This is a genomic window from Paraburkholderia sp. CNPSo 3274 (assembly GCF_024206475.1).
In the GTDB taxonomy this organism is placed as follows: Bacteria; Pseudomonadota; Gammaproteobacteria; order Burkholderiales; family Burkholderiaceae; genus Paraburkholderia.
The window spans coordinates 20,333-34,149 of sequence record NZ_JAMBPR010000050.1 but is presented as its reverse complement, the minus strand read 5'-3'; the positions used below and the strand labels follow the sequence as shown (position 1 = coordinate 34,149).

At 64.7% G+C, this 13,817-nt stretch carries 12 protein-coding genes and 1 other RNA gene; 5 read left to right on the top strand and 8 right to left on the bottom strand.

Annotated features, from left to right (window positions below; translation table 11 throughout):
* Positions 1 to 39 precede the first annotated feature (39 nt).
* Genes M3I54_RS29040 through lipA form a run of 4 tightly spaced genes read left to right on the top strand, consistent with a single transcriptional unit; the run spans position 40 to position 4,195 of the window.
* A complete protein-coding gene (locus M3I54_RS29040) occupies positions 40 to 1,017 on the top strand; it encodes a thiamine pyrophosphate-dependent dehydrogenase E1 component subunit alpha (protein WP_254342105.1) in 978 nt (325 codons plus the stop codon).
* 46 nt (positions 1,018 to 1,063) lie between these two features.
* The gene (locus M3I54_RS29035; protein WP_254342104.1) at positions 1,064 to 2,068 is read left to right on the top strand and encodes an alpha-ketoacid dehydrogenase subunit beta; all 1,005 of its coding nucleotides are present in this window, start codon (positions 1,064 to 1,066) and stop codon (positions 2,066 to 2,068) included.
* 4 nt (positions 2,069 to 2,072) lie between these two features.
* Positions 2,073 to 3,194, top strand: coding sequence for an acetoin dehydrogenase dihydrolipoyllysine-residue acetyltransferase subunit (locus M3I54_RS29030; RefSeq protein ID WP_254342103.1), 1,122 nt, complete (start codon positions 2,073 to 2,075; stop codon positions 3,192 to 3,194).
* A gap of 2 nt (positions 3,195 to 3,196) precedes the next feature.
* A complete protein-coding gene (gene lipA, locus M3I54_RS29025) occupies positions 3,197 to 4,195 on the top strand; it encodes a lipoyl synthase (protein WP_254342102.1) in 999 nt (332 codons plus the stop codon).
* Between the two features lie 44 nt (positions 4,196 to 4,239).
* Here lipA and M3I54_RS29020 read toward each other — a convergent pair whose 3' ends face one another.
* The 8 genes from M3I54_RS29020 to trxA all read right to left on the bottom strand — a co-directional run bounded on the left by M3I54_RS29020 (position 4,240) and on the right by trxA (position 13,138).
* The gene (locus M3I54_RS29020; protein ID WP_254342101.1) at positions 4,240 to 5,607 is read right to left on the bottom strand and encodes an MATE family efflux transporter; all 1,368 of its coding nucleotides are present in this window, start codon (positions 5,605 to 5,607) and stop codon (positions 4,240 to 4,242) included.
* Between the two features lie 7 nt (positions 5,608 to 5,614).
* Entirely contained in the window at positions 5,615 to 7,369 is a 1,755-nt protein-coding gene (locus M3I54_RS29015; protein WP_254342100.1) for a glycosyltransferase family 39 protein, read from the bottom strand.
* 328 nt (positions 7,370 to 7,697) lie between these two features.
* Positions 7,698 to 7,961, bottom strand: a complete 264-nt coding sequence (locus M3I54_RS29010; protein WP_028204933.1) for a type B 50S ribosomal protein L31 — start codon at positions 7,959 to 7,961, stop codon at positions 7,698 to 7,700.
* Between the two features lie 158 nt (positions 7,962 to 8,119).
* Complete coding sequence (locus M3I54_RS29005) at positions 8,120 to 8,956, bottom strand: M90 family metallopeptidase (RefSeq protein WP_254342099.1); 837 nt, start codon at positions 8,954 to 8,956, stop codon at positions 8,120 to 8,122.
* A gap of 34 nt (positions 8,957 to 8,990) precedes the next feature.
* Positions 8,991 to 10,547 carry an MFS transporter gene (locus M3I54_RS29000; protein WP_254342098.1) on the bottom strand — a complete coding sequence of 519 codons (1,557 nt, stop codon included), beginning with the start codon at positions 10,545 to 10,547 and terminating at the stop codon, positions 8,991 to 8,993.
* A complete protein-coding gene (locus M3I54_RS28995; RefSeq protein WP_254342097.1) occupies positions 10,544 to 11,095 on the bottom strand; it encodes a MerR family transcriptional regulator in 552 nt (183 codons plus the stop codon). The genes M3I54_RS29000 and M3I54_RS28995 overlap by 4 nt, the downstream gene beginning before the upstream one ends.
* A gap of 162 nt (positions 11,096 to 11,257) precedes the next feature.
* Positions 11,258 to 12,520 carry a transcription termination factor Rho gene (rho, locus tag M3I54_RS28990; RefSeq protein WP_027818379.1) on the bottom strand — a complete coding sequence of 421 codons (1,263 nt, stop codon included), beginning with the start codon at positions 12,518 to 12,520 and terminating at the stop codon, positions 11,258 to 11,260.
* Between the two features lie 291 nt (positions 12,521 to 12,811).
* Entirely contained in the window at positions 12,812 to 13,138 is a 327-nt protein-coding gene (gene trxA, locus M3I54_RS28985) for a thioredoxin TrxA (RefSeq protein ID WP_027818380.1), read from the bottom strand.
* 455 nt (positions 13,139 to 13,593) lie between these two features.
* Here trxA and ffs point away from each other — a divergent pair.
* Positions 13,594 to 13,692, top strand: an RNA gene (gene ffs, locus M3I54_RS28980) — signal recognition particle sRNA small type.
* Positions 13,693 to 13,817 lie beyond the last annotated feature (125 nt).

Below are 13,817 nucleotides of genomic sequence, written 5' to 3'. Positions count from 1 at the left end.
ATCGAGAGCGGTACCGCGTCTTACACCCAGGAGACAACCATGTCAGTTCAGTTGAACAAGGAGCAGTTGCTCACCGCGTATCGCTCGATGCGCACGATCCGCGAGTTCGAGGAACGGCTGCACGTCGAGTTCGCGACCGGCGAGATTCCGGGTTTCGTGCACCTGTACGCGGGCGAGGAGGCCTCCGCGGTCGGCACGATGAGCCATCTGAGCGATGCCGACTACGTCGCCACCACGCACCGCGGCCACGGCCACTGCATCGCCAAGGGCGTGGACGTGCACGAGATGATGGCCGAGATCTATGGCCGGGCCACGGGTTCGTGCCGTGGCAAGGGCGGCTCGATGCATATCGCCGACCTGTCGAAAGGTATGCTGGGCGCTAACGGCATCGTGGGCGCGGGTGGCCCGCTTACGTGCGGGGCCGCGCTCGCCGCCAAACAGAAGAAGACGGGCGGCGTGGGCGTGTGCTTCTTTGGTGACGGTGCGTCGAACCAGGGGGTGATCTTCGAGTCGATGAATCTCGCCTCCGTCTGGCGCTTGCCGGTGATCTTCGTCGCGGAGAACAACGGTTATGCCGAGGCGACGTCGTCCACGTGGTCGGTCGCGGCCGACAACATCGCCGACCGCGCGAACGGCTTCGGCATGCCGGGCGTGATCGTCGATGGCTTCGACTTTTTCGCCGTGCATGAGGCGCTGGGCGAGGCCATTGCACGCGCACGCAGCGGCGGAGGCCCGACGCTCGTGGAGATGAAACTCTCGCGCTATTTCGGCCACTTCGAAGGCGACGCGCAAACCTACCGCGCCCCTGGCGAAGTGCAGAAGCTGCGCGAAGAAAAGGATTGTCTCAAGCGCTTCGAGGAGCGCGTGGTGCGCGCCGAACTCACGAGCAGCGACGATCTGCGCAAGGTGGACGCCGAAGTGAAGCAACTGATCGACGATGCCGTCGCGCAGGCCAAGGCCGCACCGGTGCCGGCTGCCGAGGCGTTGCTCACCGACGTGTACGTGTCGTATCCCTGAGCGCTGCGCACTCAGGTCATCAGGATCCCAGATCAAGGAGACGGAAATGGCACGGAAAATCACCTATTCGCAGGCCATCAACGAAGCGCTTGCCCAGGAGATGGGCCGCGACGAAAGCGTGATCGTCATGGGCGAGGACAACGCGGGCGGCGCGGGCGCGCCTGGCGAGCAGGATGCGTGGGGCGGTGTGCTCGGCGTGACGAAGGGCCTTTACGGCAAATTTCCCGGGCGCGTGCTCGACACGCCGCTCTCGGAAGGCGGCTTCATCGGTACAGCAGTGGGCGCGGCGGCGTGCGGCATGCGGCCGGTAGCGGAGTTGATGTTCATCGACTTCATGGGCGTTTGCTTCGATCAGATCTTCAACCAGGCGGCGAAGTTCCGCTACATGTTCGGCGGAAAGGCGGTCACCCCGGTTGTGATTCGCACCATGTATGGCGCGGGGTTGCGTGCCGCTGCGCAGCACTCGCAGATGCTCACCTCGCTCTTCACACATATTCCGGGGCTGAAGGTCGTGTGCCCGGCCACGCCCTATGACGCCAAGGGCCTCATGATCGAGGCGATTCGCGACAATGACCCCGTGATCTTCTGCGAGCACAAATTGCTCTACACAATGGAAGGTGACGTTCCGGAGGAATCCTATTCGATTCCGTTCGGCGAGGCCAACATCGTGCGTGATGGCGACGACGTCACGATCGTCACATATGGACGCATGGTGCACTACGCGCTCGATGCCGCGCAGAAGCTCGCGAAAGACGGCATCGAGGCGGATGTGATCGACCTGCGCACGACCTCGCCGCTCGACGAGGAAACGATCCTCGAAAGCGCGCGCCGCACGGGCCGGGTCGTAGTCGTGGACGAAGCCAATCCGCGCTGCTCGATCGCGACCGACATTGCCGCACTCGTTGGCCAGAAGGCGTTCAAGGAACTGCAGGCCCCGGTCGGCATGGTCACCGCGCCGCATACGCCGGTGCCGTTCGCGGCATCCCTCGAAGACCTCTACATCCCTTCGGCGGAGAAGATCGCCGAAGCCGCGCGCGCAGCAAGGAGCTGAAGTCATGCCGATTCACATGATCACGATGCCCAAATGGGGCCTGTCGATGGAGCAGGGCCAGGTGAACGGCTGGCTCAAGTCGCTCGGCGACAAGGTCACCAAGGGCGATGAATTGCTCGACGTGGAGTCCGACAAGATCGCGTCGGGCGTCGAGTGCGCGTTCGAGGGCGTGTTGCGGCGGCAGATCGCACAAGAGGGCGACACGCTGCCCGTGGGCGCGCTCCTGGGCGTGGTCGCCGATGCCGAAGCGGCCGACGCGGATATCGATGCCGCGGTGGTTGAATTTCAGCGCGACTTCGTGCCTGCGCAGGCGGGCGACGCCGACGCGGGACCGCAGCCGGAAAAGTCGCAGATTGGCGGCAGGACCGTGCGCTACCTGAAGCAGGGCGAAGGCGAGGGCGTGCCTGTCGTGCTGATCCACGGCTTTGGCGGCGATCTCAACAACTGGCTCTTCAACCACACCGATCTCGCGGTGGAGCGCACCGTCTGGGCGCTCGATCTGCCGGGTCACGGCGAGTCGGGCAAGGCGCTCGAGAGCGGGAGCCTCGACGAGCTTGCTCAAAGCGTGATCGCGTTCCTCGACGCGCAGAAGATCGACCGCGCGCATCTCGTCGGGCACTCGCTGGGCGGTGCGGTGGCTATGGCGGTGGCCGAGCAGGCGCCCGGGCGCGTGGCGTCCCTTGCGCTGATTTCGAGTGCGGGGCTTGGCAGCGAGATCGATGGTGCGTATATCGAGGGCTTCGTCGCGGCGGGCAATCGCAATGCGCTCAAGCCGCACGTGACGAAGCTGTTCGCCGATCCCGCGCTGGTCACGCGTCAGCTTGTCGAGGACCTCGTGAAGTACAAGCGGCTCGAAGGCGTGCAGGCCGCGCTCGGCAAGATTGCAGGGCAGGCGTTCGAAGGCGGCGCGCAGCGGCGCGTATTCCGCGATCGTGTGGCATCGCTCGCACCGCGCGCGCTCGTGATCTGGGGCGACGCCGACCAGATCATTCCGGCGCGCCATGCGCAGGGGTTGCCGTCGCAGGTGCGCGTGGAGGTCATTGCGGGCAAGGGGCACATGGTGCAGATGGAGGCGGCGCAGGACGTCAATCGCCTGCTCAAAGCCTTTTTCGACGAAGGAGCCTGAGCATGGAGACCGCCACGTCTCGAACGTCCCGTTCGTCGAGTACGGCGCTGGGTCAGGAGGGTCTGCGCAGCCGCGAGAAGCTTGCGCGGATTCCGGTGAAGATCGTGCCGCCTACCGGCGCCGACGCGGTCTTGCCGAAGCCTGGCTGGCTGCGCGCGCGCCCGCTGATGAGTGAGACCGTAGCGGGCGTGGCGGCCGTATTGCGCGAGCATCGGCTTCATTCGGTGTGCGAAGAAGCGATGTGCCCGAACATCGGCGAATGCTTTGCGCAGCGCACCGCAACCTTCATGATCATGGGCGGCCTTTGCACGCGGCGCTGTCCATTCTGCGATGTCGCTCACGGGCGGCCCGCGCCGCTCGACGAGGACGAGCCCGCGCACCTCGCGGCAGCGGTGGCGGCGCTGGGCTTGCGTCACGTCGTCATCACATCGGTCGATCGCGACGATTTGCGGGACGGCGGCGCGACGCACTTCGCGCGTTGCATTGCGCAGGTGCGCGAGCGCGTGCTGGGGATCGGCGTCGAGGTGCTGACGCCCGACTTTCGCGGCCGTATCGGGCGGGCGCTAGAAGCGCTTTCGCTCGCGTGGCCCGACGTGTTCAATCACAACATCGAGACCGTGCCCTCGCTGTATCGTGCGGCGCGGCCGGGCGCGGACTATCTAGGCTCGCTCGACCTGCTTGCGCGCGCGAAAGCGGCGAACGGTGCGCTCGTCACGAAGTCGGGGCTGATGGTGGGGCTGGGCGAAACCGATGAGGAGTTGCTCGCGACGATGCGCGACTTGCGCGAGCATCGCGTAGAAGTGCTGACGATCGGGCAATATCTCGCGCCTTCGCGGTTTCATCTACCGGTGAAGCGCTACGTGCATCCCGACGCGTTCGCCGCGTTGCGCACGGCGGGGCTGAAAATGGGATTTAGCGAGGTCGTGGCTGGGCCGCTGGTGCGTTCGTCGTATCACGCGGCGCAGACAGTGGAGGCGGCGCGGCAGACCGATGCGGGGTGATCCGCGGTTGCAACTAACCGCCCGGCGCCTCCGACGCCAACAGGCTAGGCGTGCTGTCGCGCAAACCGCGTACTCACAAGCGAGAGATAAAACAGGAGTCCAGCACCGGCAATCATGAGGCTTGCCATGTTGGCGAGCCAAAACCCGCGCGCGCCCGTCGCCCAGGCGGGCATCGTGCCGGTCACGTCGAAGCCGAGCGCGTAGCCGCCGCCAAGCCCCACGCCCCAGAGCGCGAGCGCATAGATGATGGTCGGTACGACCGCGACCTTGTAGGCGCGCAATGCAAAGGCCGTGGTGATCTGCAGGGCGTCGAACACGTGATAGCACGTGACGATGGCGACGAGCGGCATCGCCGCGACCGCCACGGCGGGATCCGGCGTATACCCGCCGATGATGAGCGGCCGCAGCACGTACACGATCGCGCCGTAGCAGCAGGCAATCGCCACGGCCGCCGCCACGCCGTGCCGCGCGAGCGTGCGCGCTTCGGCCGGGCGATTGCCGCCCAGCGCCTGGGCGACGAGCGTCGAGGTCGCTACGCCGATCGAAAGCGGCGTCATGTAGAGCACGGCACCGATGTTTCCGGCGATCTGATGTCCGGCGAGCGTGGTCGTGCCCATGCGTGCGATGAAGATCGCCATGAACGTGTACGACGTCACTTCGATGAGGTACGAAAGCCCCATCGGAATACCGAGCTTGAGCAGTTCGGCCTGGCGTTTCCACTCGGGCCAGCAGAAGTGCTTGAAGATTTCGAACGGCTCGAACACGTCCGCGCGCGTGAACGCGACGGCCGCACAGAAGGCGAGTGCCCAGTTGATCGACGTGCTCGCGAGTGCGCAGCCCGGGCCGCCGAGTGCCGGCGCGCCGAGGCCGCCGAAGATGAGCCACGTGTTGAGCGGCACCTTGAGCAGGAGTGCGCCGACTTGCAGGAACATCACGAGGCGCGGCCGCCCCACGGCATTGGCGAGCGAGCTGTAGATGCGAAAGGCCAGCGCCGCGGGCAGCCCGAACGAGAGCAGCCGCAGATAGCCGACAGTGCGTTCGCGCAGCGCCTCGGGCGCGCGCGCGAGGTCGAGCAGCGGGCCGGGAAAGTAGAGGATCGTGAAGCCGATCACCATCAGCACGAGCGCGAGCCAGAACGCCTGGCGCACTTCGAGGCCGATTTCCGTGTCCTTGCGCGCGCCATAGAGCTGCGCCGCAACGGGCTGCAGCGCGCTGAGAATGCCCGTGAGGGCGATATAGACCGAGACGTAGATCGACGAACCCAGGCCGAGCGCTGCGAGATCGAGCGCCGAGTAGCGGCCGACCATCGCGGTGTCGATCACGCCGAACGCGATGATCGCGAGCTGTCCGATCAGCACCGGCCACGCAAGCGCGGCGATGCGCCGGACGTCGCCGGCGAAAGTCGCCGTCACCGTGGCCTCAGTCTGGACGCTTGCGCCAGACATGCTTCTTGAGCGGCGGCGTCGGACGGTCGATGCGCACGTACAGGCGGAAGCGCTCGTCGCGGTCGGCGGCGCGGCGGCCTTCCCACACGAGCTTCCACACGTAGTCCGGCATCGAACTCGGCTCGCCGTAGTCTTGCGTGTCCTGGCGCAGGATCACGTCGCAGTCTTCGTTGAACGAGAAGTGCATCTCGCCGAAGTACGCGAAGGTGGCGATCTGCGCGTCGCCGAGGCGTACGGGCGAGATGCACTGATAGTCGGCAGGCAGGTGCGCGGCGATCTGCTCGGCCACATCCTTGTAGGTCCGGCTGTAGTTGACGACCGGCAACCACAGCGTCATGAGCAGCACCCACATGAGCGTGGTGCCGCCGCTCGAGAGCACGACGCTGCGCCACAGCACCTTCGGATGGCGCGCCACGCGCCACCGCACGAGCACCATCCAGCACATGGTGACGGCCACCGCGCACACGAACGAGAGAATCTTGAACTGCGGCACGAAGCCGGGCGCGAGGCGCGCGAGGTTGCGCGCGAGTGGCGCCGGGAAACCGGTCATGCCCGCGAGCCACACGAGCCACACGAAGGTGCTGAGAATCGTGAAACTCAGCACCGCGAACCAGTCGATCGCGTTGATCGCGCCGCGCTTGAGCGTGGGCAGCGCGAATGTCGCGAGCACCGCAAGCGCTGGCAGCACGAGCATAAAGAGCCGGTTCGATTCGTGGCTCTGCACGATCACGAGGATCAGGAGCGGCACGATCACCGACAGCGGAATCGCGATGTGCGGCTTGCGGCGCAGTCCGGCCCAGCTCACGAAGGCCCAGAGCGCAAGTGGCCACGCGGGCCAGGTGAAGAGCGGGAGGTTCTTGGCGGCGTAGCGCAGCACGTAGCCAGGCGGGCCGGCGAAGGCGTTGGCGTTCGTGTGCGCCCACTGGTTGAGGAACCAGACCGCGTCGTCGGGATACAGGTGCAGCGCCAGCAGCGGCCATGAGGCCGAGACCACGAGCGCCACGGGCAGGCCCGCCACGAGCAGCCAGCGCGAGCGCGTTTCGGGGGCGACGGCGAGCATGGCGAGCGTGCCGATGAGGAGCGCACCCACGAGCACCGGGCCGCTCGAGAGCATCACGATGCCGAGCGCGAGGCCCCACCAGAGGGCGCCCTGGACCGGCTTGTCGATGGCGCGCACGACGCCGTACAGAAGCATGGCGATGCCCACGAACTGCATGAGCTGCGGCGTAGTTTCGTGGCCGCGCTCGGCGAGACCGAAGCAGCCCAGCAGAATGAGCAGGGCGCCGTCGCCGAGGGTGCGGCCGTAGTCGCGCGGCTCGGGCTCGCCGCCGAACGCGTACTTGAACGGCTGCACTTCGGGGCGGCGGCCGAGCAGATACGCGCTGTACCAGACGAACGCGCACGCGAGACAGAACAGCACGCCCGTGGCGATGCGCGAGGCGTTGCTGGCGTCCACCCAGGGCGCGAAGAGCCGGATGCAGGCGGCGCCCAGCCAGTAGCCGAGCGGACCGTTTTCGGTCACGTACTTGCCGACGAGATTGGGCAGCAGCCAGTCGTGCGAGGTGCCACCCGCCATCGTCCACATCACGCCGAAGCCCGCCGCATCCTCGTTCTTCCACGGGTCGCGGCCAAAGAGGCCGAACGCCGCGAAGACGATACAGATGGTCAGCAACAGCCAGCGCGGCAGGGCGCTGGTGGCGGAGGCGGTCAGTCGAATGGCTGGCTTCATGCAGTACGAAGGGAGACGGATAAACCGGGCGTGCTCGAGCGGGTGGCTCACACGCGGGGGCAAGCGGGCATGCGCGGCAGACGGTACACCTGGCCGCGCGCCGCGGAGCAATCCGGCATTCTAGCCGGGCCGGCGACCGCGCGTCACGGCGTCAGTCGCGGGTTAATCCACGGAAACAACTGACAAGGGGCAGTAAGTCGCACCCGCCTGGACGCCTGGACGCCGGGACGGCGCAACGGTGGCGCAGGCAACAAAAAAGGGCAGCGTATGCTGCCCTTTTTATGCACGTTCAATGCGGGACCGGCCAGAAGCCGGTGCGGCGAGGTGCTTACTTGCCGGCCTTGCCCGAGGCGCGTGCGCCGAACTTCTTGTTGAACTTCTCGACACGGCCTGCCGTGTCCATGATCTTTTGCGTGCCCGTGTAGAACGGATGCGATTCCGACGACACTTCGATCTTGGCGAGCGGGTAGGTCTTGCCGTTGAATTCGGCGGTTTCGCGCGTCTGGATGGTCGAGCGGGTCACGAAGCGGAAGTCGTTCGAAACGTCGATGAACAGGACTTCGCGGTAATTCGGGTGAATGCCTTCTTTCATGGTTATTCCTTAAATCTGACGGTAGCCAACCCGCGTGCCTGCAACACCATGTTGCCGACTTTGCTTGCGCGAGCCACTTACCCAAGGGTCGAAAAACGGCGATTATGCCAGATAATCAGCCGGTTGGCGAATTTTTGGAGGCCCCGCGTGGCAGGATTTCAGGCCGGCTCGCCGGCCAGTGCGCCCACGCGCGCCGGGTCCTGACGGTAATAGCGCGCGAGCAGCCGGTAAAGCTCGGGATATTCAGCCTCGAACGCCTTCGGCTTGACGAAAAGGGCCTCGCTGCACACCGCGAAGAACTCCGAGGGGTGGTCGGCGGCATAGGGATCGATCAGCGAATCGCGCTCGAAACGCGCCCAGCGGCGCTCCGGCACGGCGTCCACCTTGTCGCAGAACTGGTCGTAGGCGTTGTCGAACACGTCGGCCCACGCCTGCGCGTCGAGCGGGGCATGCCAGCGCCGAAAAAGGGGCGGATGGCCGTCGGCCTCGCCGTTGAGCATATCGATCTTGTGCGCGAATTCGTGGATCACGACGTTGTACGCGTCGCTGCCATCGGTCATCTGCGCGTCTTCCCACGAGAGGATCACGGGACCGCCTTCCCAGGCCTCGCCGCTCGCGTCGTGTTCCACCTCGTGGACCACGCCGTCCTCGTCCTCCACGGTTTTGCGGATCACGAATTCGCCCGGATAGACGACCACGCCCACCCAGCCCTTGTAGAGGTCGAGTGAGAGATTGAGCACCGGCAGCGACGCCTGCGCGGCGATCGCCACGGACATCGGGTCGGTCAGCTCGAGATCGTGCGCCGTGGAGAACTCCTTTTGCGCGATGAAAAGGCTCGTCAACTCGCGCAGGCGCACGAGGTCGTCGGCATCGAGGTGCTTGAGAAAAGGCAAGCCCGCGAGCGTGGCGTGCCAGAGCGCGTCGGCGATCGCGTAGGTGCGCAGCGCCTTTTCGCGGCGGCGCGCGTCGAACCAGTGAGAGAGTTTCGAAAGCATCGCTGGGTGTGTTTTCCCGTGCGTCGGATGTCGTTCAGTCGATCTGCTTTTGCCACGCGGCGAAGATCCCGCCGCACACCGCCACGCCGATCAGGAAGTAAAAACCGTCGAGCGAACTCAGAAAGCTCGCCTGCTGCGCGACCATGCTGCTCACCTGGGCGAGGGCAAGTCCGTGCGCTTCGCCCGCGGACCGGCCCATGAGCTCGAACGAATGCGTCAGCGCTGCGTAGGTGCTCTGGAACGCCGGGTTGAACGGATTCACGAACTCGGCGAGCCGCGTCTGGTGCAGCGCGAGCCGGTGCTGCTCGACGATGATAACCGTGGCCGTTGCGAACGATATCGTCAACTGCCGGACGATGTTTTTCAAGCGGTAACCGTGCGTGAATTCTTCGATCGCGAAGATGCGGAACGTGAGATTGGCGACGGGGAGCACGATGAAGAGCAGCAGCAGGCCACGCAGCAGTAGCGGCGGGATGAGCCAGGCTTCGCTTGCTTGCGGCGTGAGCCGCGTCATCCAGAACGAGATGAACGCCGAGAGCACGAAGCCGGGCACGATGATCCACTTCTTGTGCGTAATGAGCTTTGCGTAACGGAAATAGAAAAAGAGCGCGCCGGCCGAGATGAGCGACGTCACGCCGGTGAGGCGGCCGGCGTTTTCGACGGGGTAGTTGAAACCGCCTTCGAGCAGCCGCGAGACCAGATAGCTGAGCGCCGTGCTCAGGTAGTAATAGGCCATGTAGAGCAGCAGGCCCACCTGGAACGGCTTTTCGCGCAGCGCGTGCAGGCGCATGAGTGGCTTGGGATGATGCCATTGGTGCCAGCCGAACCAGGCGAGCGCCGTGATCCCGACGAGCGTGAGCAGAATGATTTCCGGCGACGCGCTGAAGAGTTCGAAGCGCACCTGCTGCATGGCGATTTGCAGCGCGCCCTGCGCAAACGCGAAGATGATGTACGGCCAGAAGTGCGCTTCACCCCGTTCCTCGGGCAGCAAGTGGCCCGTATCGGGCAGCGCGAGCACGGCTAGCACGGCATAGAGCACGCCGGCGGGCGCGGAAAACGCGAACAGGGCGCGCCAGTCGAAATGCGAGACGAGTTGGCCGCCCACGAGCGGCGCGAGCGCGCTGGAGAGCACGATGAGAATGAGGAACGCGCGCGTCGCGACCGGACGCTGCTGCGGCGTGAAGCTGATCTGGATGAGGATACGGCAGGTGCCCATCATCGGGCCGATGAAGTAGCCCTGAAAGCCGCGCGCGAAGGCGAGCTCGATCGACGATTCGCACAGTGCCGCCGCGATCGCGCCGACGGAATAGAGCAGCAGGCAGCTACCCACGTAGCGGCGGTAGCCCATGCGCTCCACCCACCATTGCTGCTGCAGGATGCCCAGAACGGCGCACACGGCGTAGGCGCTCGACGACCAGACGAGCTCGTCGGGGGAAGCGTTGATGCCCCCCGCGATATGGCTCGTGAAGAACGAGAAGATCGCGTTGTCGTAGTAGTCGAGACCGGTCGCGAGGGCGAGCACCCACGGGAAAAAGTCGCCGCGCAGGCGCGCCGCGCTGAAGATCGGCTCGCGGGGCTGGGCCGTGTTCATGCCGATTCGTCGTGCTCGCGTGCGTTGCCCGAAGGCTCTGCCGGTCTGCTGCCCGTAGCGCCCGTGGCCGCCTTGCGGCGCCGCGTGGCGGCGAGCCGCTGCTCGATCAGCTGATCGGACGGCTCTCCCGCGAGGCGCCGCTGCAGGTAGTCGAGGTCGTCGGCAAGCTCCGCGCGCACCGTCTGCGCTTCCTTCAACTCGCGCCGCACGGCCGCGATGCGCGTGTCCAGCGTTTCGATCTGCTGCGCGAGCGCGTCGGCGATCTGCTGGAGCGACGCCTGCGAATAGCGCCGGCGGCCCTCGCTAACCTGTTCGAGCGGCCGCTTGAGCATTTCGGTAATGCCGTGCAGCGAAAAGCCGAGCGCGCGCAGCCGCAGGATGCGCGAAAACTGCTCGAGGTCGTGCTCGTCGTAGAGCCGGTAGCGACCTTCGCTGCGCGAGGGGCTGACGAGCCCACGCTCTTCGTAATACTTGAGCGTGCGCGGCGTGACATTCAGGCGCTCGGCGGCGTCGCGCACCGTGAGCAGCGCGGGGGAATCCTTGGACATGGGGAACTCTTTTTTCGCCGCGGGGCGATCAAGACATGCCGCGCATTATAGTCCAACGTGAACGTTCACGTACAGGTTGTCGCGCGCAACGATCCGCTGCCGGAAAAGAAAAACGCCCGCGAATACGCGGGCGTTTTGTGGTGAATCTAGCGGGCGAGGGCCTTAGCCGCCGCGGCGCATCATGTCGAAGAACTCGGAGTTGTTCTTCGTCTGGCGAATCTTGTCGAGCAGGAATTCCATGGCCTCGACTTCGTCCATGTCGTGGATGAACTTGCGCAGCACCCAGATCTTTTGAAGGATGTCCGGCTTGATCAGCAGCTCTTCGCGGCGCGTGCCCGACTTGTTCAGGTTGATCGACGGGTAGACGCGCTTTTCCGCGAGACGGCGCTCGAGGTGCACTTCCATGTTGCCGGTGCCCTTGAACTCTTCGTAGATCACGTCGTCCATGCGGCTGCCGGTTTCGATCAGCGCCGTGCCGATGATGGTGAGCGAGCCGCCTTCTTCGATGTTACGTGCCGCGCCGAAGAAGCGCTTCGGACGCTGGAGCGCGTTGGCGTCCACACCGCCCGTGAGCACCTTGCCCGATGCGGGCACAACGGTGTTGTAGGCGCGCGCGAGACGCGTGATCGAGTCGAGCAGAATCACGACGTCGTGCTTCATTTCGACGAGTCGCTTGGCCTTCTCGATCACCATTTCGGCGACCTGCACGTGACGCGCAGCCGGTTCGTCGAAGGTCGAGGCGATCACTTCGCCCGCCACCGAGCGCTGCATTTCGGTGACTTCTTCAGGGCGCTCGTCGATCAGCAGCACAAACAGGACCACGTCGGGGTGGTTCTGCTTGATGGCGTGCGCGATGTGCTGGAGCATCACGGTCTTGCCGGACTTGGGCGAAGCGACCAGCAGGCCGCGCTGACCCTTGCCGATGGGTGCAATCATGTCGATGATGCGGCCCGTCACGTTCTCCTCACCGCGCATTTCGCGCTCGAGCAGCAGCACCTTGTTCGGGTGCAGCGGCGTGAGGTTCTCGAACATGATCTTGTGCTTCGAGGCCTCGGGCGGCTGGCCGTTTACCTTGTCCACCTTCACAAGCGCGAAATAGCGTTCGCCGTCCTTCGGCGTGCGCACTTCACCTTCGATCGTGTCGCCGGTGTGCAGGTTGAAGCGGCGGATCTGCGACGGGCTGATATAGATATCGTCCGTGCTGGCGAGATACGAGGTTTCCGGCGAGCGCAGGAAGCCGAAGCCGTCGGGGAGTACTTCGAGCGTGCCGTCACCGAAGATCGTTTCGCCCGTCTTGGCGCGCTTTTTGAGAATCGCGAACATGAGTTCCTGCTTGCGCAGGCGGTTCGCATTTTCGATCTCGAGGCCATTGGCCATCTCGATCAATTCGGACACGTGCAGAGACTTGAGCTCGGAAAGATGCATACGGAGAACCCGTCGGGGAGGAGTGCGACGAAAAGGATGGGGGGAAAGAAGCGAGCGGAACCGCTCAAGGACTTTTGCTTGAAACTTTGCTTGAAGCTTTATAAGGGCGCCGGTAGACGCTTTATGAATTCTAGCATACCACACGCCAGAAGCCGTCGGTGAAGACCGACAGCAAGTTTCGGCGTGTTTTTATGGTGCGTGTTGTCGCATGACAACACACACCATTGCCTGGCTCATCCCCTTGCTGGCCGGGCGATACGCCCGGGCGGGGAGGGGCGGCCAGCGAGGAAGTTACAGGTGGCTGTCCAGGAACGCGGTGAGCTGCGACTTCGAGAGTGCACCGACCTTCTGCGCCGCCACGGCGCCGTTCTTGAAGAGAATCAGCGTGGGGATGCCGCGCACGCCGAACTTCACCGGCGTCGACTGGTGCTCGTCGACGTTGATCTTCGCGACCTGAAGACGATCGCCATAATCCTTCGCGACTTCATCGAGAATCGGCGCGATCATCTTGCACGGACCACACCACTCCGCCCAGAAGTCCAGCAGCACGGGCTTGTCGGATTTCACGACGTCCTGTTCGAACGATGCGTCGCTGATATGCTTGATTTGTTCGCTCATTGTATGAATACCTCTCTCGATTCGAGGCTGAGTAAATTGCTCGCCACGATACACCAAAACTGAAAATTCATCCGGGGCCGCCTGAGCGGCCAGACCGAACCCGAGTCATACGTCCGAATCACACGCCACTCGCACGCAAACCACGTGGCCCAGCCAATTGCCGACGCCAGTGTAGCCTAAATCCCTATGCGTTGCCGACGGTGATAGTACTCATGCCGCAAGCAGGGTTTCCGTCTTGCAGGCCACATTCGGCGGGACATTCGGGCCGTGGCGCCAGCATTTTCGCGGGGCCTTTTCGTGCGATACCTTGTGCTCCCGCACGCTATCTGGAGGCGACGCGCGCCGTTGCAAGAGGGTGTCTTTCCATGGCGCGCGACGATGTCCTGAGCGGCTCGGCGCGTTTTTTCGCACCGCAGCAGTCGCATTGCCGCGCGACCGATGTTAGAATGCCCCGTGACGGGCCTCCTCGCATGGAGGGGCGGTCAACCTGGTCAGGTCGGGAACGAAGCAGCCACAGCCGTTTTCCGCCAGTGCCGAGGGTCAGGCTCGTCACCTTCCTCTTTTTTCTTCCGCTTTTCTTCCCAGATACGAGATTGACGCCGCGCGATTGGCTGCGCGACGCGGTTCTTCGTACGTCCTGTTTGTCACGCCTGCATCGCCGCTGTTTTCGTCGCCCGTA